Source organism: Pelosinus propionicus DSM 13327, assembly GCF_900114615.1.
Lineage (GTDB): Bacteria > Bacillota > Negativicutes > DSM-13327 > DSM-13327 > Pelosinus > Pelosinus propionicus.
The window spans coordinates 93,131-114,495 of record NZ_FOTS01000009.1 but is presented as its reverse complement, the minus strand read 5'-3'; the positions used below and the strand labels follow the sequence as shown (position 1 = coordinate 114,495).

The following is a 21,365-nucleotide window of genomic DNA, read 5'->3' as shown; positions in this document are numbered from 1 at the left end:
TTTTTTGCAAACTTTGATGCAAAAAATTGCGTATTTATTTATATTAATTTGTAAAATAAAACAGGAATTTACAAGTTAGTATGGAAATATGCGCTATAATAGAGTCATTATTATAGATCTCATTTCTGGTACTATATTTGTGCGGGGGAGAAACTATGAAATGTATAAATAAAAGTGATATTAAAACTGCGTGGGACTTTGGCAGCCGTCAACTGCGAGATCTTTTTAATGCAGCGAGTGATGGGATGATTGTTATCAATGAAATGGGGGTCATCATTCTTATTAACATAGCAGCAGAGAGAATACTAGGCATACCAGTACAAGATGCATATGGACAACTTGCAAGAGACGTTATTAGTGGCAGCCGTCTCGATTATGTATTGGAGACTGGAATTGCTGAATTGAATCAAAAGCAAATGATCGGTGAAACATATATTGTCACGAATCGCGTACCACTGCGGGATGAAAAGGATCAAATTGTAGGTGTGGCTGCAGTGTTTCGAGAATTTACTGAAGTAGAGCAGTTAACGGAAGAACTTACTTCTAGGAATGAGATGCAGAAATTTTTAGAAACAATTATAGATGTTACCCAGGATGCTATTTCGGTGGCAGATCAAGAGGGTAAGATCATTATGGTGAACCAGGCTTATACTCAAGTCATTGGCATGCCTAAGGAGGAAGTAGTTGGCAAATTATCTACTGTTGATATCCGAGAAGGAGAGAGTATGCACTTACAGGTTGTGAAGACTTTAGATGCGGTACGTGGTATTCCCCTAAGGGTGGGACCAGGCAATCGAGAGGTTTTAGCAAGTGTCTCGCCAATTATTATTAAAGGGAAATTGTGTGGCAGTGTAGGTGTAGTTCATGATGTTTCGGAAATTAAACGGCTTAGTAAGGAGCTAGCCCGCACACGAATGCTGGTGAATCGATCGCAGCCGCGTTATACGTTTGAAACCATGGTAGCAATAGATGCGGCCATGTCTATTGCTGTAGAGCAATCTCGTCATGCTGCAACAACACCTGCGACGATACTGTTATCTGGAGAAAGCGGAACGGGAAAAGAAGTATTTGCTCATAGTATACATTATGCCAGCTACCGAAGTAATAAGCCTTTTGTTCGGGTGAATTGTGCAGCACTGCCTGAGACTTTATTTGAGAGTGAACTTTTTGGGTACGAAGCAGGGGCCTTTAGCGGCGCGTTGCGCAGCGGGAAGAAGGGACTATTTGAAGAAGCAAACGGTGGGACTATATTTCTAGATGAGATTGGTGAGATTCCTTTAATGGTTCAAGCAAAGCTCTTAAGAGTTTTACAAGAACGTGAGTTCACGAAGGTTGGTGGGGTAAAAGCTAGGAGTATTGATGTGCGGGTAATTGCTGCTACAAATCAAAATTTGGATGTTGCAGTGAAAAAGGGATCCTTTCGTGAAGACTTATACTATCGATTAAATGTTTTTCCTATTGTGATTCCGCCATTGCGTCACAGAATGGCAGATTTACCTCAGTTAATTGTGCATATATTAGAAAAACTAAATCAAGAATATGGAAGGAATGTAACCGCAGTTTCTTCTGAAGCTTTTGCCGTATTTCGTGAGTACCTGTGGCCAGGAAATGTAAGAGAGTTAGAAAATGTTCTTGGCCGAGCGCTGATAAACATGCAATTTTCTGAGACGATAATCTTAAATAGACATCTCCCACCATTTTTTCGAGAAATAAAATCTGCTCATGCTATGGATACGAACTTGATTCACAATAGCTTGCCTCAAATGTTAGAAGCTGTTGAACGTAAAATTATTGAAGATAGTTTGAAAAAAAATAATGGAAATCGAACACAGACTGCTCTCCAACTAGGAATTGCTATTCGTAGTTTGTACTATAAAATGGAAAAACTTAAAATTTAAAATGAAATGATAAGGCAAAAGAAAACTCAAAGGATCAAGGACTGTGTTTCAGCAGTCCTTGATCCTTAGTTAAGGCTGCATAAATGCAGTCTTTAGTCATTTTATTGGTATTGCATTTCTGACACGGGCTGATAAACATGCATATTGGAATGCATGGTATTTGCCTGCATTGTTGATACGTGGTGCATTGCTCTTTGGTGCATATGCATCAGCATGTCATAGACCATATTCATACATGAGGTACAACAATTCATAACCATTTTCCGCATAGTGTCATCAGAGCAAGACATAGTTGCAACACTTAAAGACATGACGCATGCTTTGAGTGAACTTGCCATACAACATACCATATCACGCTCATCTAGTCGATTGGTATTCATATTGATTGGTTGATGCATTTGATTGATATTGGACTGCCAGCCCATGATCCGCTCAGGCATAATCTGGTTAATTTCTTTGGTTTGCATATATTTGAGGATATTATTACACATGCTCATCATATGCTCTAGTTGTCTATCGATCATAGACGTTAGTTGAGACTCTCGAAGCTGAGGGCGGTACATACGAAATGTATTCATACAATTAACCATTGTTGTCATAGCTTCACCTACATGCACTAATTGATGAGCTTCAACCAACATATGTCCTCGTCCCATTTCTCCCATTTTTTGTGCTTGTAGTGATCGTTTCATTCCATAGTTCATAAAAATACCTCCTTAAATTTAGATCCTGTGACATTTTTCCCTATTACAGTTTAAAATATTCTCTAAATATTGAGAGAAGATAGAATTTTATAAGTGAATCTCACTAGATAGATATTGTAGAAGGGGAAGAATGAAATATGACGAATATTGGATTGTAGATAATAATATTTTACATTGAGTGAAGAATAAGATATTGAAATGAGGAGGATGACAATGAAAAAATGGAGGCTTCTAGTTTTTGCTTTGCTGGTTGCGCTTTGTGCTAACAGCTATGCAGTAGCGTCTTATTCTCCTAATACTGAGGAGAGGCCGATTACCTTTGAGCCAGGTAAAATCATAGGGTATTTCTTGTGGCAGGATAAAGATGGGCTACATCTAAGAATCACATCTGCTGGAATTCCTCATACTTTCAGTGGAACGATTCGTACGGATGGAAGATTTGAGAATGTTTTGGGGAAATATCAAGGCGGAAATGAAGACTATTTTGAAGTTAGTAAGAGCCAGAATAAAATTACATATAATTTTACGACTGCCCAAGACGAAAAGGGACTTGATTTTCAGCTTTCCTATGGGAGCTATGTGAAATTTAATCTATCCCTCGACGGTCAATCCATTGCCCCTGAGCGAATCTTTATTGGCAAAGATGGATGGCATCCTGCCAGATATGACTTTACACTTAGACAAGATGGTGAATATTTAAAATACGCTGACGGTGAAAAAGTTATAATCATTGGCGGTGGCTTTTGGTGGCCTAAAGGGGGCCATAAGTGATTACTTGCTTTGGGTTTAGGAATTTATACGCTCTATCGGCAAGGATAGCGCGTTTTTTATGTTTTACGATAGCAGGTGATTGATAATGGGAGTATCTTTTAGAATGAAATGAGAAGGTTATTTGACTCTTCTTGTTTTAATAATAAAAATTTGGGATAATAAGAAACAGAGTGGGGATTCAAGTACCTAATAGTAATTAAAGAGATTTTTATTAGTTTGAAAAGAGGACAATGAATGAACAAAGTATCCTTTTATGGATTGACATTAAATCAACTAGAAACATGGCTTATCGAACGTGGACATAAAAAATCACGTGCAGTGCAAGTATGGCAATGGGTTTATCGGAAAAGAGTAAAGCATTTTTCCGAAATGACGGATGTTAATAAAGAGTGTATTCAATTATTAACAGATCACTTTGTCATTGAAACATTAAAAGAAAACTGTAGGCAAGAAGCGGCAGATGGTACGGTAAAATTTTTATTTCAGCTGTTTGATGGCAATTTAATTGAGACTGTTCTCATGAGAAATAAATTTGGTTTGTCGGTTTGTGTTACAACACAAGTTGGCTGTAATATAGGGTGTAGTTTTTGTGCAAGTGGCTTATTAAAGAAGAAACGCGATTTGACCAGTGGTGAAATTGTGGAACAAATTATGAAAGTAGAACAGTACTTAGATCAAGAGAATCAAGAAGAAAGAGTCAGTCATGTTGTAGTGATGGGAATTGGCGAACCACTTGATAATTTTATAAATCTAATCGATTTTTTACTAATTATCAAAGAGCATAACGGGCTAGCAATTGCTGCAAGGCGGATCACCGTATCAACCAGTGGGCTTGCAGATCGAATTGTTGAGTTTGCTGATACGAATTTGCAGGTTAACTTAGCCATTTCTCTACATGCACCAAACAATGAACTTCGATCGCGTATCATGAAAATAAACCGTGTCTTTTCTATAGAAGAAATAATGAGGGCTGTTGATTACTACTTGTCAAAAACGAATAGGAGAATTACCTTAGAATACATTCTGCTAAAAAATATTAATGATAGTAGGGAGCATGCGCTTGAGCTTGCTGAACTGATTGGTGCTAAAAAGAAGAATGTAAATGTAAACCTAATACCCTATAATCCTGTGGATGAACATAGTCAGTATCAAAGAAGCGAATTAGAAGCCATGCGGACATTTTATGACATATTAAAAAAGCATGGTATTCATTGCAGCAAGCGTTTGGAGCATGGAACCGATATTGATGCTGCTTGTGGACAATTAAGAAGTAAACAGATCAAAAAATCTACAGAAAATAATTGTGGTTAATATACACATTAGTAAGGAAACCTCCTGCACCAATTCGAAAGGAATTTTTGGTAGGAGGTTTGCATTTTATAATCCCTAAAATTGAGCACAATAGCCAGAGGAAATAGATTATGATACAATCCTAGATATGATCTTTTCAGGTAACAGATTGACGGTACCTAAGTGTCATATAATCTTTTCTATATATGGAGGTCGAAATGGACGATCAAGAACGACAAAAAGAAGCCGTAAAACTAGAGGAAACTCTTGAAGAAATAAAGAAGCAACTGGCAAAAAGTGAAGAAGATTGCGTAGTAAAACAATCTGAGCTTAAAGAAACGTTATTGAATTATTGGGAGAAATGTGGAAGTGATGAAGCGCAATTGGTAGAAACTGCGAATCGTCAGAGAGCACTTTCTTCTTTAACTCATAGTACTCCTCTTAAATTAAGAAAGATGCTAAACTCCCCTTATTTCGGACGTATTGATTTTATAGAAGAAGATGCTGGGATAAAACCCCAGGAAGAAGAAGTATATATTGGTATTTCTACGTTAATGGATGAAGAAACAGGAGACTTTCTCATTTATGATTGGCGGGCACCGATTTCGAGCATGTTTTATGATTATGGATTAGGTGAAGCGGCTTATCATTGTTCAGAAGGAAACATCAATGGAAAGATCATACTAAAACGTCAATATAAAATAGCAAACGGTTGCATGCAGTATATGTTTAATGCGGATTTAAAAATAGATGATGAAGTTCTGCAAGAGATACTAGGGAAAAGTGTTGATGATAAAATGCATACCATTGTTAATAGCATTCAGCGTGAGCAAAATCAAATTATTCGAGATGCTAATCATAGAGCACTGTTTGTAGAGGGGCCAGCAGGTAGTGGCAAAACTTCTGTAGCCTTGCATCGGATTGCATTTTTACTTTATCGTGACAGAAAGAGTATTAATGAGAAAAATGTTCTGATTCTCTCACCAAACCATTTATTTAGCGATTACATTTCCAATGTTTTACCGGAGATGGGAGAAGAAAATGTGCTGCAAAAGACATTTCACGATTGTGTCTTTGAGGCAATGCACCAGCTTCCCATAAAACTTGAAACCCGTACGTTTCATCTGGAAACGGTATTGTCAAATGGGAGCGATCACCAGCAGACCCTGCGTGCAGAAAATATACGTTTTAAATCATCCTACAAATTTGAGAATATTCTACGAGAATATCTAGAATGGGTTCAAACAAGCTTAGTCGATGAATATCCAGATATTGAGTTTCGGAGGCAATTGATTTTTAAAAAAGAGGAGTGGAAACATTATTTTCTTGGGAATCTTTCTGAGATGCCAGTGAGGATTCGATTAGAAAAGATAAGAGCAGTGATCGAAAGCAGAATGCGTCCGCTGTTTCATGCTGTTCGAAAGGAAAAGGAAGCCGAGATTGTAAATCGCGCTGAAGAGGTTGATGAGAATACCATTAAAGCTTTGGCAAGAATTGCGGCCCGAGAAGAGTTTAGTTCCTTTTACGAGAAAATTGACAAATTGACGAAATTGAGTCCACTTGCAGAATATCGAAGACTATTTAAAGGAGGCTGGCTGCTTGCCAGATCATCAAATAAAGGTGATTTTCCTAAAGAATGGCAGTCGATTCAAAAACAAACCCTTTCTTACTTAAATAATGGTGTATTGCCATATGAAGATACTCCAGGATTTATTTATTTTCAAGGTGTCCTGCAAGGTTTCCCGATAAATCGGGATATTAAACATTTGATTATTGATGAAGCACAGGATTACACCAGAATGCAATATCAAATCCTTGTGACACTCTTTCCCAACTCTACTTGGACGGTAGTAGGAGATCCTGCACAAGCTGTACATCCATTTTTAAATACAGCAAGCTTTAACGATATGAGTGAAATTATCGGAAATGAAAAATCAATTGCCTTCCGGCTAACCCGTAGTTACCGATCGACAAAGCAAATTCAGGCATTTTGTCAGGCAATACTTTCTGATAAAATAAAGGTAGAATCAATCAATCGTTCAGGATCTTTACCTACAGTAACCCAAATTGAAAACTTCCATGAGTACACCTCTGTTCTCGTTCATACCATTAAAAAGATCCTTAAAGAAGGATGGCATTCAATAGGTATTATTTGTAAGAATACCTATCAATCGAAAAAAGTTTTTTCTGAACTAAAAGAACAAATCGACCTGAATCTTGTGATTGATGAAGAGGACTCATTCCATCAAGGTATTGTTGTAATTCCGTCTTATTTGGCAAAAGGATTAGAATTTGATGCGGTGTTGGTCGTAAATGCTGATACAATTAACTTTAGCAGTGAAGAAGAGCGCCATATATTATATACAATTTGCACACGTACATTGCATCGTTTGAATCTTTTTTATTATGGAAAGCCATCACCTTTCTTAAGAGAAATGGATAAGGAACTTTATGAAATCACGCCGATTTCTAAATAACATGTTTTGCTATACATTTACTTGTTTATAGACTAAAAACATATATAAAAGGAGGCTTTTAAATGGAAGATAATAAGAGCAAAGAAAATGAAATGATAGTAGCAAACAGCGAGCCTTCATTGGAAAATGAATTTACTGATAAAAAGAAAAGTAAATGGGGCTGGTTTACGAGCTTTGGAGGATTATTGCTGCTTTTCAAAGCAGGAAAGATATGGGCGCTCATTAAAGGAGCTTTTATATTTCTTAAATTTGGAAAGTTTCTTACGACTGGTTTGTCAATGATGCTAATGATCATCACATATACGTTTTTATATGGATGGAAATACGCTATTGGCATTGTTTTGTTGTTGTTTATTCATGAAATGGGACATCTGACTGCTTCAAGGCGTTTAGGAATTGATACAAGTCTGCCGATGTTTATCCCCTTTATCGGTGCTATCATCCAGATGAAACAAGCGCCGAAGGATGCCAAGACAGAAGCAATTGTTGGTATTGCTGGACCGATCTTCGGAGCTCTTGGTGCATTTATCTGCCTCTTGCTTGGAGAAATATTTAATTCTGCATTATTGCTTGCATTAGCATATTTCGGATTTTTGTTAACGGTATTTAACCTTATTCCGGCCCATCCTCTTGATGGGGGAAGGATTGTTACTGCCATATCCCTAAAACTTTGGATAATTGGTATTCCTGTTATGGTATTGTTCTCCCTATATTTCTTTAACCCAATTGGTATTTTGATTTCGATATTGGCAATCAAAAAGGCATGGGAGGTATGGAAAGATCGAGAAAATCCCTATTATAATACCGATAATAGCTTCCGCCTTAAAATGGGATTATCTTATTTTTCCCTATTTGCTTTATCAGCTTATTACACGTATAGTATACATGAAGTCCTGAATCGATAATTTACTCCTATGGTGAAGTTAGGACCGAAGTTACACCTTGAACTATAAAACAAGCGGAAAAATCATTTTGTGATTTTCCGCTTGTTTTATATAGTATAGACTGCTTATTTAGCAGGATAATGAGAGTAATTGCAAGAAGATTCAGTATAATAGTTGTTTAGTATCGCAAGTTTTTTCAAAAGGGGATGAGTGGATGGCTAAATTACGTGCAGTACTATTTGAAAAACCAACAGTGTATTGGAATGATCAAAAAATGATATTCCCTTTTGCAAAAATGGAAGCCTTGTTGTACTATCTTTTGATTACTGGTGAAGCTACACGAGAGGAGTTGGCAGCCCTGCTCTGGGGGGATATGGGAGATCATGCCGCGAAACGAAATTTGCGAAATACGGTGTATATGTTAAAAAAAATGTTTTCCGTGGATTTACTGATTACTTCATCCCGGGCAAAGATTGCATTAAACCCAGACATAGTGACAGAGACAAATTTGGAGCTAATGACGGTAACTGATATTGTAAGTTTTTTAAAAAAGAATCCTGGTGAGTTTTTAGGAGGCTTTTATTGTAAAGATGCGGCCAGTTTTGACGAATGGGTTACTGAAAAACGCGAGCAGTTTAGGATGGATAGTATAAACCATTTGACGAAATATATCATAAAGCTAATAAATCAAAAAGAATATATGTTAGCCAAGAAGTATTTAAAGCAATTGATTGGAATGGATGCATATAACGAAAGCGCCTATCGTGTATTGATGAAAATCTATGAAAAAGAAGATTCGTATAAAGCAATGGAAATCTATCAAGATCTTGAGAGAAAGATGGCACAGGATTTGTCGTTGCTGCCCAGTCCTAAGACTCAGGAACTCTATAGGCGGATCAAGAACCGGAAAAGCAGCAGAACCATTGAAGAAGGAGCAGTTAGCAATCAGAAATTCTTTGGAAGAGAAAAAGAATTACTGCAATTGCGATTATGGATGGATGATTTTTATCATAAAGGCCATAGTAAGCAGATGATATTGCTCCAGGGAGACCAAGGTGTTGGCAAGTCAGCAATCGTTGAACAACTTTTTGCAAGCATTCCAATAAAGCATAGCAATATTTTTCGTACGCAATGCTATCAAGCTGAATATGAATATCTGTATAAGGCATGGAACAACATTTTTTTACAGGTAATGAGCTGCTTAATGCAAGCCGATATTCATTTGCCACTTCTTTGGCAACAAGTAATCGCTTATGTTTTTCCAACGACGAAAATAAGTGAAACTCTATTACATAAAGAAATAACAGTGGATGCTTATAAATTTAGTGCAACCATGGTTGAAGAGATTATGTGTGAGGTTTTGGGTAAAGCTGCTCATTTGAAGAAAACCATACTAGTGATTGAAGACATTCATTGGATGGATAAGCAAGGATGGCTGCTGTTGTGGCAGGTATTGCGTATTCATGGTAAACATATATTATGTATAGCAACTTGCCATGCTGAGTATTTACAGCAGATTGACAAAACCACGGAAGAATTTGAACGCAGCAATATGTTAGAACACTTAGAAATTGGCCGGTTCAGTGCGCACGACGTAAGGAAACTGTCTGCTTCACGACTGCCCGATATTAGTAAAGAAATGCAGTCTAGGCTATACGACTATACAGGCGGTAATGCGTTGTTTTTGATTGAATGTTTAAATTTAATTGCAGCTGGCAGAGATATTAGTCACGGTTCAATCCGATTAAACAGTGTATTAAAAGAACGGACTGGAAATGTTTCTGATAATGCCAGAAAAATTTTGGAGATTGCATCCGTTTTCTTTAGCAATGTGAATTATGTGGTGTTGCAGGCTATTTCTCAAATCAATGAATTTGATTTGGTAGAAGTGCTGGAAGAATTACAACAAAAACAATTACTGATGGAAGAGCTGGAGGCAGATAGAGGTGGGGCGGCTTATAAGTTTTATAATTTGCAGATTCGTAATTATGTATATAATCAAATGTCAACAATCAGACAACGAATGTTTCATAAGCAAGCAGCATCCTATTTAGAGCAACAGCTGCAAGATGGCATGCAAAGCAAAGACGTTTATGAACATATTTTATATCATTACACAAATGCTGACGAAAAATTGAAAATGTTGGATTATACTATTAAATTAACCGAAAAATATTTTTGTCCCCAATATGAAATGTTTCCGGAACTGAATCGTTACTATCCAACGGGATATGTTGATTTTCGAGAAAGCCGAAGCCAGATCACCATATATCTAGAGAAAATAAAAGAATTGCTGGATGTATTAGTCCATTCTAAAATGGCAAATAAACGATTGGATGCCTATAAAGTTGCATACTGGGAAATGTCTGGTCGCTATCATATTTGGCGGGGAGAGCACCTGTTGGGATTGAAACTAATTCACCAGATGCTGCGTTTAGCTTCAGTGCAAAAGCTTAGAGAGTATCAAATTAAAGGGTATCAACAAATTATTTATTGCGGTATTCAAACTCGGAGGGCATATTTGATCCGGGAATTTGCGCTCAAGTTATTGCATTTGACGGAGCATGATGAACTCCCAGATAAAAAAGCGACAGCTTTACGCTTTTTAGGAATTGCCTGTGCGTTAAAAGGGCAGTATCAAGAAGCCGAAAATTACTACAGACAATCATTAGCACTATTTAAAAAGTTAACAGCTCGCAATCGTTTTTACGCATTTACCATTGCAGCAGCCCAAAATTATATTGGCGATTTAAGACGAGAGAATTCTGATTATCAAGCAGCTTTACATCATTATGAGCAAGCTGTTAGAATCGCTGGACGTAAGAATATTAGCGAAGGAGTGGCCTTATTTTATATCAATGCCGGTTATACAGCCTTTCAAATCAATAATTACGTAAAAGCTATTGCATATCTTAAGGAAGCTTTGTCAGTGGCAGAAGGGTTTGGCGATCAAAAAGGCTATTGGTGCTTACGTGGTTATTGTACACTTAATTGTGTACTGGCATTGATCGCTGTCAGGCAGAATCGTCCTTATGAAGCAAGAATATATTTTGAGCAGGCTAAGGACTTCTTAAAAAAATATAATGATCAATATCAAAACGGGTTAATCTTTCGTACTCAAGCAGAAATAAAACTGCTGATGAAAGAGGATGCAAAAGTAGCAGAAGTATTTGAAGAGGATTTGCCTTTGCCTGCGGTTGCTTATTATCAGCAAGCCCGAAAGGTTTTTGATAAAATGGGCATGGCGGTTGAACTAAAATCTTTAGAAGACATGATGTCTGAATATAACTGCAAAAGATAAAAAATGCCATCTTCACTCAAATAAATGGATTATCAACATTGAGCTGTTGAGGCGGGAGTCTTAGAATAGTCCATCATCATAAAAAAGTTGAACGCCTGCAAGAGGAGTGTAACTCCTTTTAAGGGCGGCTTTTTATTGTTTGTGTAAGGGATGAATTTTGTTTTGCCGTATAAGGGCGGGTTGAAAATAAACCTAATGGATGATATGATTGTAAAAAAATGGAGGCTGTTAATGTATAAGAAATATTTTAGTTTTTTACATAAAGTCGATCAATCTACACATGAAAGTGCTCTGGTAGATAAATATGAGGATAGTAATCATTTAATTGAATTACGTCATGTAGAAAAGACATACCATACGGATGCAGGAGATTTTACGGCACTCCGGGGTGTTGATTTACAGGTTAATGCAGGTGAGTTCCTGGCAATTATTGGCAAGTCGGGTAGCGGGAAATCGACAATTCTTAACATGATTACAGGTGTCGATCGCCCTACGGCTGGTGAAGTAGTGATAAATGGTACGGCCGTGCATAAGATGCAAGAAAACCAAATGGCAGTGTGGCGTGGGCGCAATATCGGTATTGTATTTCAGTTTTTTCAATTACTGCCCACCTTATCCGTTTTAGAAAATATTATGCTGCCGATGGATTTCTGTAATACGTATAGACCTAATGAGCGGCAAGAACGGGCGATGTCATTATTAAAAATGGTTGAAATGACTGGTCAGGCGAATAAATTGCCTACTGAGCTTTCTGGCGGTCAGCAGCAGCGGGTAGCAATTGTACGTGCGTTGGCGAATGACCCGCCGATTATCGTAGCCGATGAACCAACGGGAAATTTAGATTCGAAAACAGCGGATGCTGTTTTTTCGTTATTTGATGAATTAGTTGGACGTGGGAAAACAATTTTAATGGTTACACATGATAGCGACATAGAAAGGCGCGTTGGGCGGTCAATTACAGTTGCGGATGGTGAGATAGTGAATCAAACTGGGGATTATAAAATTTTTAATCAGGCGTCCACAGTAGGCGGAAATCCGTCATGATGATTGGCGTGTGGTGGCGTAAGGTGCTTCGTGACCTATTGAATAATAAGATTCGCACGATGCTGGTAGTATTATCGATAGCAGTAGGTGTTTTTGCCATTGGCATGGTAGCAGGCACTTATGAGATTATATTACGGGATTTAAGCAGTAGTTATAAAGCGGTGAATCCGGCTATGGCAACCATTTATTCCAGCTCATTTAAAGAAGAATTTTTAGAATCCATTCGCAAGGTAAAAGGAGTTTCAGGAGCGCAAGGACAGCGGACACTATCTATGCGCGTAAAGGTGGGGCCAGATAAATGGCAAAAGCTAGAGATGGCTGTAATCCCTGATTATAAGGATATTCATATTAATAAGCTGAAACTGATTAGTGGTTCCTGGCCACCGCCAGAAAAACAGATGCTGATTGAACGCAGCGGATTGAGTGATATAAAGGCCAACGTGGGTGATGAGGTGGAGGTAGAGAGTCCGGATGGTAAAAAACGCAGCCTGCGTATTGCAGGAGTCGTTCATGATATTAACCAGAATCCCACAGCCTTTTCAGGCAGAATATATGGATATATCACGTTGGAAACGTTAGAGGCATTAGGATTGAAATGGGAACTAGATACCGTCAATATTACGGTTAATGGGGATCCCCCTTCGGAAGAATATATCGCTCAAGTTGGTCAAAAGGTATGGGATAAAATTGAAAAAAGTGGACGCAAGGTTTTCTGGATGTATAAAAATAAACCAGGTGAGCATCCGGCTCAATCCATGATCGATGCATTGTTGATGACTCTCGGTGCGATGGGGATATTGTCATTGATATTAAGCGGGTTTTTGCTGGTAAATACCATTTCTTCACTTTTAACCCAGCAGGTCAGGCAAATTGGGGTTATGAAGGCGATTGGTGCCTCCACGAAACAGATTATCAAAATGTATCTTATGTATGTGATTATTTATAGCCTGCTAGCATTGATGATAGCTGTGCCCCTTGGAATTTTAGCAGCGGGAGCTGTTTCGAAATTTATTGCCAGTTACATAAATTTTGATATTTCAGGTCTTGCCATTTCTTATCCTGTATTAGCTGCCGAAGTGGCCACAGGTTTATTGATTCCATTACTGGCTGCGATATTCCCAGTTGTTAGAGGGGCCAGAATTACCGTGCGGGAAGCCATGAATTCTTATGGAGTAGGCAGTGCAGGCGGTTTTGGTACAGGGATGATTGATCGAATTACCAGACGGATGAAAGGCGTGTCTCGTCCAGTTCTTTTATCCCTGAGGAATACATTTCGTCGTAAAGGGCGCTTGGCTCTCACTTTGATTACCCTAACTGTCAGCGGAGTTATTTTTATCTCCATATTCAGCGTGCGCGATTCTATGATGTTAACGCTCGATGATGCATTGGATTATTTTAAATATGATATAGAAATTGATGTTAAGAATTGGTCTAGAGTGGAACAACTCGAACAAACGGCGATGAATGTGCCAGGCGTGTCAAAAGCGGAAAGTTGGAGCTTTGACGGTGCAAGATTAATGAAAAGTGATGGCAGGGAGAGTGAAAGTACTGAGATTGTAATCATGGCGCCACCAAGCGGGACCAAGATGCTTAAACCGATTGTGCTGCAAGGGCGTTGGCTTGTACCTGAGGATGAAAGCGGAATTGTTATTAATACTGAGGTTTTGAAGGACCATCCAAATGTTAAGGTCGGCGATCGATTGGCGATTAAACTGAGTAAGTCTGATAAGCATAAAACTTATTGGACAGTAGTGGGAATTGTCAGGGGAGTTATGGCCGGACCTTTTGTGTATGCCAATTACTCCTATTTCTCAAATGTAGTAGGTAAACCGGGGCAAGGCATTAATGTTTTTGCAGTTACAGAAAGTCGTGATCCTGATGCTCAGATGCAAATCGCTAAAACCTTGGAAAAGCATTTTAAAGATTCGGGCATGCCAGTAAGTCGTATACAGACGATGTCGGATTTAAAGGTGCAAATCCAGTCTCAATTTAATGTAATTATTATATTCTTACTCGTGATGGCTTTGATGCTTGCTATTGTGGGCGGTTTAGGGTTGATGGGAACGATGAGTATTAATGTACTTGAACGTACCCGTGAGATTGGCATCATGAGGTCAATTGGCGCATCCAATTGGGCGGTACGAAGAATATTTATCATTGAAGGTGTGCTGATTGGGATATTAAGCTGGGGGCTGGCCATGATTATCGCGTTACCGACTAGTAAACTATTCAGCAATATGCTAGGGAATGCTTTTATGAATGCGCCCTTTAGTTTTACTTTTTCTATTGGTGGTGCTATATTGTGGCTCATCATTGTAATTGTTCTAGCTGCTGTAGCCAGCTTTTTACCGGCCTGGAATGCTTCTCGGTTAAGTATACGGGAGGTATTGGCCTATGAATAACGAATTGCAAAGGGGATTTCTAATGAATTTAAATAGCAAAGGTAAAAAATGGACAGCCGTTGTGTTAATGGTTATGATCTTAGCGGCTGGCGGCGGATATTATGCTTTCCATCGGGAAAGTACGCCAACGCAGCAGCCTGTACTGCCGCCAGTAAAGGCGAGCAATAAGGTAGTAGCAGAAGGAAAAGTGATTCCGGTAAAATATTCGGTGCTCAGTTTCTCGGTAAGTGGTATCATATCGGAGATTCTTGTGGCTGAGGGAGACAAGGTAGAAGCAGGGCAAGTTCTAGTTCGTCTGGATAGCCGGGAGCTTAAAGCCAAATCTCAGAGTGATCTAGCGGAATTGGCTAAAGCTGAGGCAAGTCATAGTAAAACTAGCGCTGGGCTAAGGCTACAGGAAGTAATGATGAAGCAGGCAGTAATGGAACAGAATCGTGCTTCGAGTGAAGAAGCAAAAGCAAACTTTGAGCGAACAAAGCGACTTTTTGAACAGGGTGCTGTTTCAGGGCAGCAGTTGGATAAAGACAAGACAGCCTATCTAAAAGCACTGGCCGAGTTGCGGCAGGCGGAGGCTGACCTCGACATGGCGAAAGCCGGTTCAAGATCGGAAGATATTGCAGTGTCAGCCGCGGATGTAGCTACTGCTAAAGCAAAATTGCTCGGAACACAGGAAAGTATCGTACTGACAGAACTTCGGGCGCCTTTTAGCGGTACCATAGCCTCGATAGATCTTAAAGTAGGTGAATTTGTTTCGATTGATCCGGCTAAACGTGATGAAAATGTAGAAATAACAGATAATGATAATATTCAGTTAGCAGATTTATCAAAATGGCAAATTAAAACTACGGATTTGACGGAGATAAATATTGCCCGTATCAAGCAGGGGGCGGAGGTGAAAATTACCTTTGATGCGATTCCAGGGCTGGAGCTTCCAGGGAAGGTAACACGAATCAGACCCTTTGGCGAGAAAAAGCGCGGTGACATGACTTACGCGGTATTCATTGAGCCTCTCCATATGGATGAGCGAATGCGTTGGAATATGACGGCATCGGTGTCGATTGACGCATCATAATCTAAATTGAACTCTTCTCATCCAGTGATTGGGCATAATAAAATACAAAGTGGCAGATACGGTTCTTATTTGTATCCATTGAAGACAGCTTAAAATCAAGAAAAGGGCACACAAAAATTTGAGGAAACGATTCCTCTATTTTTTCGTGTGCCCTTTTTCTTACTTATATAAGGTACCACTGCTATTTGACGATATTTAGACATTGCTTTTTATAGAATTCATATAAGCAGAATAACTTGAAAAAAGAAAGGGGAAAGCATATGTCTACCAGATGGGCAAAGGAATTGCCCTTTGCAGTTACCGTTACAGATAAGACTGGAAAAATTATAGAAATGAATGATTCCTCGGTTAAAGCTTTTGAAAAGTATGGCGGTAATTCTTTGATTGGAAAAAATGTAGCAGACATCCATCCTGACCATGCCTGTAAAAAAATCACGACGATTATTGAAACGAAAACTGCCAATAGTTATACCATTGAGAAAAATGGCGTAAAAAAGCTGATATATCAAACTCCTTGGTATCAAAATGGAGAATATGCGGGTCTGGTGGAATTATCGATGGTGATCCCAGCTGAAATGCCCCATTATGTAAGGAGCTAAATTTTTGAAAGAGGTGATTATAATGAAAAGTGATGTGGAAATTGCCCAGGAGGCAAGAATGCAGCCCATTACCAAAATTGCGGCTGATCTTGGTTTAAGTGAAGATGATATCGAACAGTATGGAAAATACAAAGCCAAAATTTCGCTGGCGGCGTGGGATAAAATGAAACAGCGTCCTAATGGGAAACTGGTATTAGTTAGTGCGATTAATCCAACCGCAGCCGGTGAGGGGAAAACAACTACGACTGTTGGATTGGGAGATGCCTTTCGAAGACTGGGGAAAAAGGCGATGATTGCCTTGAGGGAACCGTCGTTGGGGCCTTGTTTTGGCATGAAGGGTGGTGCAGCAGGCGGTGGGTATGCGCAGATTGTTCCAATGGAAGATATCAATTTGCATTTTACTGGTGATATTCATGCCGTGACTACGGCGCATAATTTGTTGTCCGCAATCATTGATAATCATATTCAACATGGCAATGTGCTGGGGATTGATCCTCGCCGCGTTACTTGGCGAAGAGTAGTCGATCTTAATGATCGGACATTGCGTCATATTGTGCTTGGGATAGGTGGAAAGGCTAATGGAGTACCAAGAGAGAGCGGCTTTGATATCACCGTTGCATCAGAATTAATGGCGATTTTGTGTTTAGCGAAAGATTTGGATGATATGAAACAACGAATTAGTAAAATCATTGTAGGCTATACCTATGACAATCAAGCGATTACGGCAGGGGATTTAAAAGTTGCTGGTGCGCTAACACTCTTATTCAAAGATGCTATTAAACCTAATTTAGTGCAGACGCTTGAACATACACCGGCTTTTGTGCACGGAGGTCCTTTTGCTAATATCGCTCATGGATGCAATAGCATAATGGCATCTAAATTTGCGTTAAAGCTATCCGATATATTGATTACCGAGGCTGGCTTTGGTGCTGATTTGGGGGCGGAGAAGTTTATTGACATAAAATGTCGCTTTGCCGGATTTATGCCTGATGCAGTGGTACTGGTTGCTACGGTAAGGGCACTTAAGGCACACGGTGGTATTGCTAAGACAGAATTGACGAAAGTCAATCAAAAGGCGCTAGAGCATGGATTGGAAAATTTAAAAAAACATATCGAGAATATGCAAAAATTTAATATTCCTACGGTGGTTGCCATCAATGCTTTTCCAACTGATACAGAAGAAGAACTATCATTCGTCAGAGAGCAGTGCAAGGAAATTGGTGTCACAGTAACGATTTCAAAAGTATGGGCTGAGGGTGGTGCTGGAGGAATAGAGCTGGCTGAGCAGCTTCTTGACATGTTTAAAGAGCCTAAACCTGTTAGATTTTTATATGATGAAACACTGCCTGTCAAAGAAAAAATTAGTGTGATTGCTAAAGAAATTTATGGTGCTGAAAACGTCAATTATAGCAAGGCAGCCGAAAAGACCATTCAGGATTTGAATGTGATGAGCCTTGATAAAACGCCAATATGCATTGCTAAGACGCAATATTCTTTGTCCGATGATGCAACACAGATTGGGCGACCAAAGGCTTTTACCATGACAGTTAGAGAAATACGAATAGCTGCTGGTGCTGGCTTTTTGGTAGTAATTACTGGTGATATTATGACAATGCCAGGACTTCCGAAAAAAACGGCAGCGGAAATGATGGACATTGATAATGATGGTAAAATTACTGGGTTATTTTAAGCCAATACAAATTGTAAATTAAACGATAAGAATGAGCAGGAGGATAAGTATGTTTCAGGATCGATACGAAACAGCAGATTTTACAATATGGCAGGGGCGGGTTGACAGCAAGGAAAATTTTGATGCATTCCGGTGGCACCAATGGATAAAACCACTGGATTTACGGCAGCCATTATGTAAATTCACGGGTAAAATAGGATTTGCTTTGCTGGGATTTTGCTGTGATGAGGGTATACGGAGGAATAACGGACGCCAAGGTGCTTCTTCGGGGCCGGAGGAGATACGACGTGAACTTACTAATTTACCTTGTTCTTTTTCTTCAGAGGTGTTGTTATTTGATGCAGGAAATATTACCTGTGCAGATGGAGAGTTAACGAGAAGCCAGATGGCACTAGAACAAGCAGTTATTTACCTCCGTCAAGCTGGACTGTTTCCTCTGGTTATGGGAGGCGGTCATGAAACTGCTTTGGGACATTTCCGGGGACAAGCTGACTTTCTGCGACAGAAAGATGGCAAATGTGATCTGGGGATTTTAAATTTTGATGCACACTTTGACCTTCGACCATTTATTGGAGAAGGAAATTCTGGGACGATGTTTCGGCAGATCGCTGAAGATGCACGCAAATGGGGAGAAGTATTCCATTACTTTTGCCTAGGCATCCAGCGCAGCAGCAATACACTTGAATTGTTTAAAACTGCCCAACAATTAGGAGCAGGTTACTTATTAGCAGGTGATATCTCCATGCAATATGAAGAGCATATCCTGGAGAAAATTGATTCTTTTGTGCAGTCGATACCCCATCTTTACGTAACAATTTGTGCGGATGTGTTTTCCTCTTCTTTTGCTCCCGGTGTCAGTGCACCACAGCCCTTGGGGCTGCATCCGGAGATAGTGCTGAAGTATTTAAAACATATACTGCGCACGCAAAAAGTCGTTGGATTTGACATTGCCGAAGTATCACCGCGGTTTGATCATGATAGAGCAACTGCGAGCTTAGCTAAAGTAATCATTTTTGCTGTAGTTGATACTCTTTGTCGACTGAAAGGGTTGGCTAGGTGAAAATGCATGGTACATGATTTGACGATATTTTGACAGTAGAAGCATTATAATCAGAATATAAAGATTATTTTAAATGAAAAATTGATGACTCATTGTATAGATATTTTAATACTATTTTGTGGAAGGAGACATGACGATGAAAATCGATAACAAAGAGATTGCCAGTGCAATGACCATTAAACTGGACAATGTATTACCAGAGCCGCCGATATTTAAGGAGGGGGTACGCAGAGCACCGGATAGAGGCTTTCGGTTAAACATCGAACAAAGTAAAGTTGCATTAAAAAATGCTCTACGGTATATCCCAGAGGAGTTACATAGTAATTTGGCAAGAGAATTTATGGAAGAACTAAAAACATATGGGCGGATTTATGGTTATAGGTATATGCCGAAAGAAGCTATTTACGGAAAACCTTTGGATGAATATAAAGGTCACTGCACCGAGGGAAAGGCATTTCAAGTCATGATTGACAATAACCTTGATCATGATGTTGCACTTTATCCCTATGAATTGGTCACGTATGGGGAGACGGGAAGCGTATGCCAAAATTGGATGCAATACCAATTAATAAAAAAATATCTGGAAGTAATGACGCAGGAGCAAACACTGGTAGTAGAGTCCGGACATCCCCTGGGACTGTTCCCATCAAAACCCGAAGCACCTAGAGTAATTATTACTAATGCTTTGATGGTAGGGATGTTTGATAATCAGAATGATTGGGAAGTCGCTGAACAGATGGGAGTTGCCAACTATGGACAGATGACGGCGGGCGGCTGGATGTATATTGGTCCACAAGGCATTGTACATGGAACTTTTAACACGTTGTTAACGGCAGGCAGGATTAAATTGGGCGTTGCGCCTCAGGATGATCTGCATGGGAAGTTGTTTGTTTCTTCCGGGTTGGGTGGTATGAGTGGTGCACAGCCTAAAGCAATAGAAATTGCTGGTGCAGTGGGGATTATTGCTGAGGTAGACTACTCTCGAATTCAGACACGTTTAGAGCAAGGATGGGTTAGAAAATGTAGTGATGATATTGAGAAAGTATTTAAAATGGCAGAAGAATATCAGGCTGCAGGCAAAGCGTTGTCGATCGCCTATCATGGCAATATTGTAGATTTGCTGGAATATGCAGTAGCCAATCGTAAGCAGATTGATTTGTTGTCTGATCAGACCTCCTGCCATGTAGCCTATGATGGTGGCTATTGTCCACAGGGGTTGACCTTTGAGGAAAGAACTGCACTTCTGACCAACAATCGCAGCAAATTTCATGAATTGGTTAACAAGAGCTTGCAGCGGCATTTTAGATTAATTAAAGAATTGGTAGAACAGGGAAGCTACTTCTTTGATTACGGAAATGCATTTATGAAGGCGGTCTATGATGCAGGAGTTACAGAAATTGCTAAAAATGGACATGATGAAAAAGATGGCTTCATCTTCCCTTCTTATGTGGAAGATATTATGGGACCGCAATTGTTTGATTACGGTTATGGCCCGTTCCGTTGGGTTTGCTTGAGCGGCAAACCAGAAGATTTGCATAAAACGGATCAAGCAGCGATGGAATGCATTGATCCTGAACGACGCGGTCAGGATAGAGATAATTATATTTGGATTCGTGATGCCCAAAAACATGAGTTGGTTGTAGGTACCCAGGCGCGCATTTTATATCAGGATGCAGAAGGACGTAAAAGTATTGCATTACGTTTTAATGAAATGGTGCGCCGCGGTGAGATCGGTCCGGTTATGCTAGGACGTGATCATCACGATGTCAGTGGCACAGACTCACCCTTTCGTGAAACGTCGAATATTAAGGATGGCAGCAATGTAATGGCGGATATGGCAGTACAATGTTTCGCAGGAAATGCTGCGAGAGGTATGAGCCTGGTAGCATTGCACAATGGGGGTGGTGTGGGAATTGGAAAATCAATTAACGGCGGATTTGGTATGGTGTTGGATGGCAGTGAGCGAGTAGACCAAATTTTGCAGTCGGCTATGCTATGGGATGTCATTGGGGGTGTAGCCCGTCGGTCATGGGCAAGAAATGAGCATTCAATTGAAACCATTATTGAATTTAACCGCGATTATGCAGGCAAAGCTCATGTAACAATTCCATATGTTCCAACAGAAGAACTGATCGAAAAAATTGTCGCTGCAATATTAAATAATTTTGAATAA

At 39.5% G+C, this 21,365-nt stretch carries 14 protein-coding genes; 13 read left to right on the top strand and 1 reads right to left on the bottom strand.

Going from position 1 to position 21,365, the window contains the following annotated elements; genetic code table 11:
- The first annotated feature begins 155 nt into the window (after window positions 1-155).
- A complete protein-coding gene (locus BMZ99_RS06605; protein ID WP_090934223.1) occupies window positions 156-1,898 on the top strand; it encodes a sigma-54 interaction domain-containing protein in 1,743 nt (580 codons plus the stop codon).
- 101 nt (window positions 1,899-1,999) lie between these two features.
- Here BMZ99_RS06605 and BMZ99_RS06600 read toward each other — a convergent pair whose 3' ends face one another.
- On the bottom strand, window positions 2,000-2,602 hold the full coding sequence (locus BMZ99_RS06600) for a spore coat protein (protein ID WP_090934221.1): 603 nt from the start codon (window positions 2,600-2,602) through the stop codon (window positions 2,000-2,002).
- Window positions 2,603-2,815: 213 nt separating this feature from the next.
- On the opposite strand from BMZ99_RS06600, the gene BMZ99_RS06595 reads away from it, so the two are divergent.
- The 12 genes from BMZ99_RS06595 to BMZ99_RS06540 all read left to right on the top strand — a co-directional run bounded on the left by BMZ99_RS06595 (window position 2,816) and on the right by BMZ99_RS06540 (window position 21,365).
- Entirely contained in the window at window positions 2,816-3,373 is a 558-nt protein-coding gene (locus BMZ99_RS06595; RefSeq protein ID WP_090934218.1) for a hypothetical protein, read from the top strand.
- 234 nt (window positions 3,374-3,607) lie between these two features.
- Window positions 3,608-4,684 carry a 23S rRNA (adenine(2503)-C(2))-methyltransferase RlmN gene (gene rlmN / locus BMZ99_RS06590; protein ID WP_090934215.1) on the top strand — a complete coding sequence of 359 codons (1,077 nt, stop codon included), beginning with the start codon at window positions 3,608-3,610 and terminating at the stop codon, window positions 4,682-4,684.
- A 197-nt stretch (window positions 4,685-4,881) separates the two neighbouring features.
- A complete protein-coding gene (locus BMZ99_RS06585; RefSeq protein ID WP_090934212.1) occupies window positions 4,882-7,140 on the top strand; it encodes a HelD family protein in 2,259 nt (752 codons plus the stop codon).
- A gap of 62 nt (window positions 7,141-7,202) precedes the next feature.
- Complete coding sequence (locus BMZ99_RS06580; protein ID WP_090934209.1) at window positions 7,203-8,045, top strand: site-2 protease family protein; 843 nt, start codon at window positions 7,203-7,205, stop codon at window positions 8,043-8,045.
- Between the two features lie 193 nt (window positions 8,046-8,238).
- The gene (locus tag BMZ99_RS06575) at window positions 8,239-11,325 is read left to right on the top strand and encodes a tetratricopeptide repeat protein (RefSeq protein WP_090934206.1); all 3,087 of its coding nucleotides are present in this window, start codon (window positions 8,239-8,241) and stop codon (window positions 11,323-11,325) included.
- Between the two features lie 231 nt (window positions 11,326-11,556).
- Window positions 11,557-12,369 carry an ABC transporter ATP-binding protein gene (locus BMZ99_RS06570; protein WP_090934203.1) on the top strand — a complete coding sequence of 271 codons (813 nt, stop codon included), beginning with the start codon at window positions 11,557-11,559 and terminating at the stop codon, window positions 12,367-12,369.
- Window positions 12,366-14,771, top strand: a complete 2,406-nt coding sequence (locus tag BMZ99_RS06565) for an FtsX-like permease family protein (protein WP_217645057.1) — start codon at window positions 12,366-12,368, stop codon at window positions 14,769-14,771. The genes BMZ99_RS06570 and BMZ99_RS06565 overlap by 4 nt, the downstream gene beginning before the upstream one ends.
- The gene (locus BMZ99_RS06560; RefSeq protein WP_090934200.1) at window positions 14,764-15,843 is read left to right on the top strand and encodes an HlyD family secretion protein; all 1,080 of its coding nucleotides are present in this window, start codon (window positions 14,764-14,766) and stop codon (window positions 15,841-15,843) included. Before BMZ99_RS06565 ends, BMZ99_RS06560 begins: the two co-directional genes overlap by 8 nt.
- A gap of 260 nt (window positions 15,844-16,103) precedes the next feature.
- Window positions 16,104-16,442: a PAS domain-containing protein gene (locus BMZ99_RS06555; protein ID WP_090934197.1), complete on the top strand. Its 339-nt coding sequence runs from the start codon at window positions 16,104-16,106 to the stop codon at window positions 16,440-16,442.
- A 22-nt stretch (window positions 16,443-16,464) separates the two neighbouring features.
- A complete protein-coding gene (locus BMZ99_RS06550) occupies window positions 16,465-18,132 on the top strand; it encodes a formate--tetrahydrofolate ligase (RefSeq protein WP_090934194.1) in 1,668 nt (555 codons plus the stop codon).
- Window positions 18,133-18,181: 49 nt separating this feature from the next.
- Complete coding sequence (hutG, locus tag BMZ99_RS06545) at window positions 18,182-19,192, top strand: formimidoylglutamase (protein WP_090934191.1); 1,011 nt, start codon at window positions 18,182-18,184, stop codon at window positions 19,190-19,192.
- 136 nt (window positions 19,193-19,328) lie between these two features.
- Window positions 19,329-21,365: a urocanate hydratase gene (locus tag BMZ99_RS06540; protein WP_245754852.1), complete on the top strand. Its 2,037-nt coding sequence runs from the start codon at window positions 19,329-19,331 to the stop codon at window positions 21,363-21,365.

What these genes read in the sequence shown, in the direction of transcription:
- BMZ99_RS06605 (WP_090934223.1), top strand. Translation starts at nt 156, where the DNA reads ATGAAATGTATAAATAAAAGTGATATTAAAACTGCGTGGGACTTTGGC.
- BMZ99_RS06600 (WP_090934221.1), bottom strand. Translation starts at nt 2,602, where the DNA reads ATGAACTATGGAATGAAACGATCACTACAAGCACAAAAAATGGGAGAA.
- BMZ99_RS06595 (WP_090934218.1), top strand. Translation starts at nt 2,816, where the DNA reads ATGAAAAAATGGAGGCTTCTAGTTTTTGCTTTGCTGGTTGCGCTTTGT.
- rlmN (WP_090934215.1), top strand. Translation starts at nt 3,608, where the DNA reads ATGAACAAAGTATCCTTTTATGGATTGACATTAAATCAACTAGAAACA.
- BMZ99_RS06585 (WP_090934212.1), top strand. Translation starts at nt 4,882, where the DNA reads ATGGACGATCAAGAACGACAAAAAGAAGCCGTAAAACTAGAGGAAACT.
- BMZ99_RS06580 (WP_090934209.1), top strand. Translation starts at nt 7,203, where the DNA reads ATGGAAGATAATAAGAGCAAAGAAAATGAAATGATAGTAGCAAACAGC.
- BMZ99_RS06575 (WP_090934206.1), top strand. Translation starts at nt 8,239, where the DNA reads ATGGCTAAATTACGTGCAGTACTATTTGAAAAACCAACAGTGTATTGG.
- BMZ99_RS06570 (WP_090934203.1), top strand. Translation starts at nt 11,557, where the DNA reads ATGTATAAGAAATATTTTAGTTTTTTACATAAAGTCGATCAATCTACA.
- BMZ99_RS06565 (WP_217645057.1), top strand. Translation starts at nt 12,366, where the DNA reads ATGATGATTGGCGTGTGGTGGCGTAAGGTGCTTCGTGACCTATTGAAT.
- BMZ99_RS06560 (WP_090934200.1), top strand. Translation starts at nt 14,764, where the DNA reads ATGAATAACGAATTGCAAAGGGGATTTCTAATGAATTTAAATAGCAAA.
- BMZ99_RS06555 (WP_090934197.1), top strand. Translation starts at nt 16,104, where the DNA reads ATGTCTACCAGATGGGCAAAGGAATTGCCCTTTGCAGTTACCGTTACA.
- BMZ99_RS06550 (WP_090934194.1), top strand. Translation starts at nt 16,465, where the DNA reads ATGAAAAGTGATGTGGAAATTGCCCAGGAGGCAAGAATGCAGCCCATT.
- hutG (WP_090934191.1), top strand. Translation starts at nt 18,182, where the DNA reads ATGTTTCAGGATCGATACGAAACAGCAGATTTTACAATATGGCAGGGG.
- BMZ99_RS06540 (WP_245754852.1), top strand. Translation starts at nt 19,329, where the DNA reads ATGAAAATCGATAACAAAGAGATTGCCAGTGCAATGACCATTAAACTG.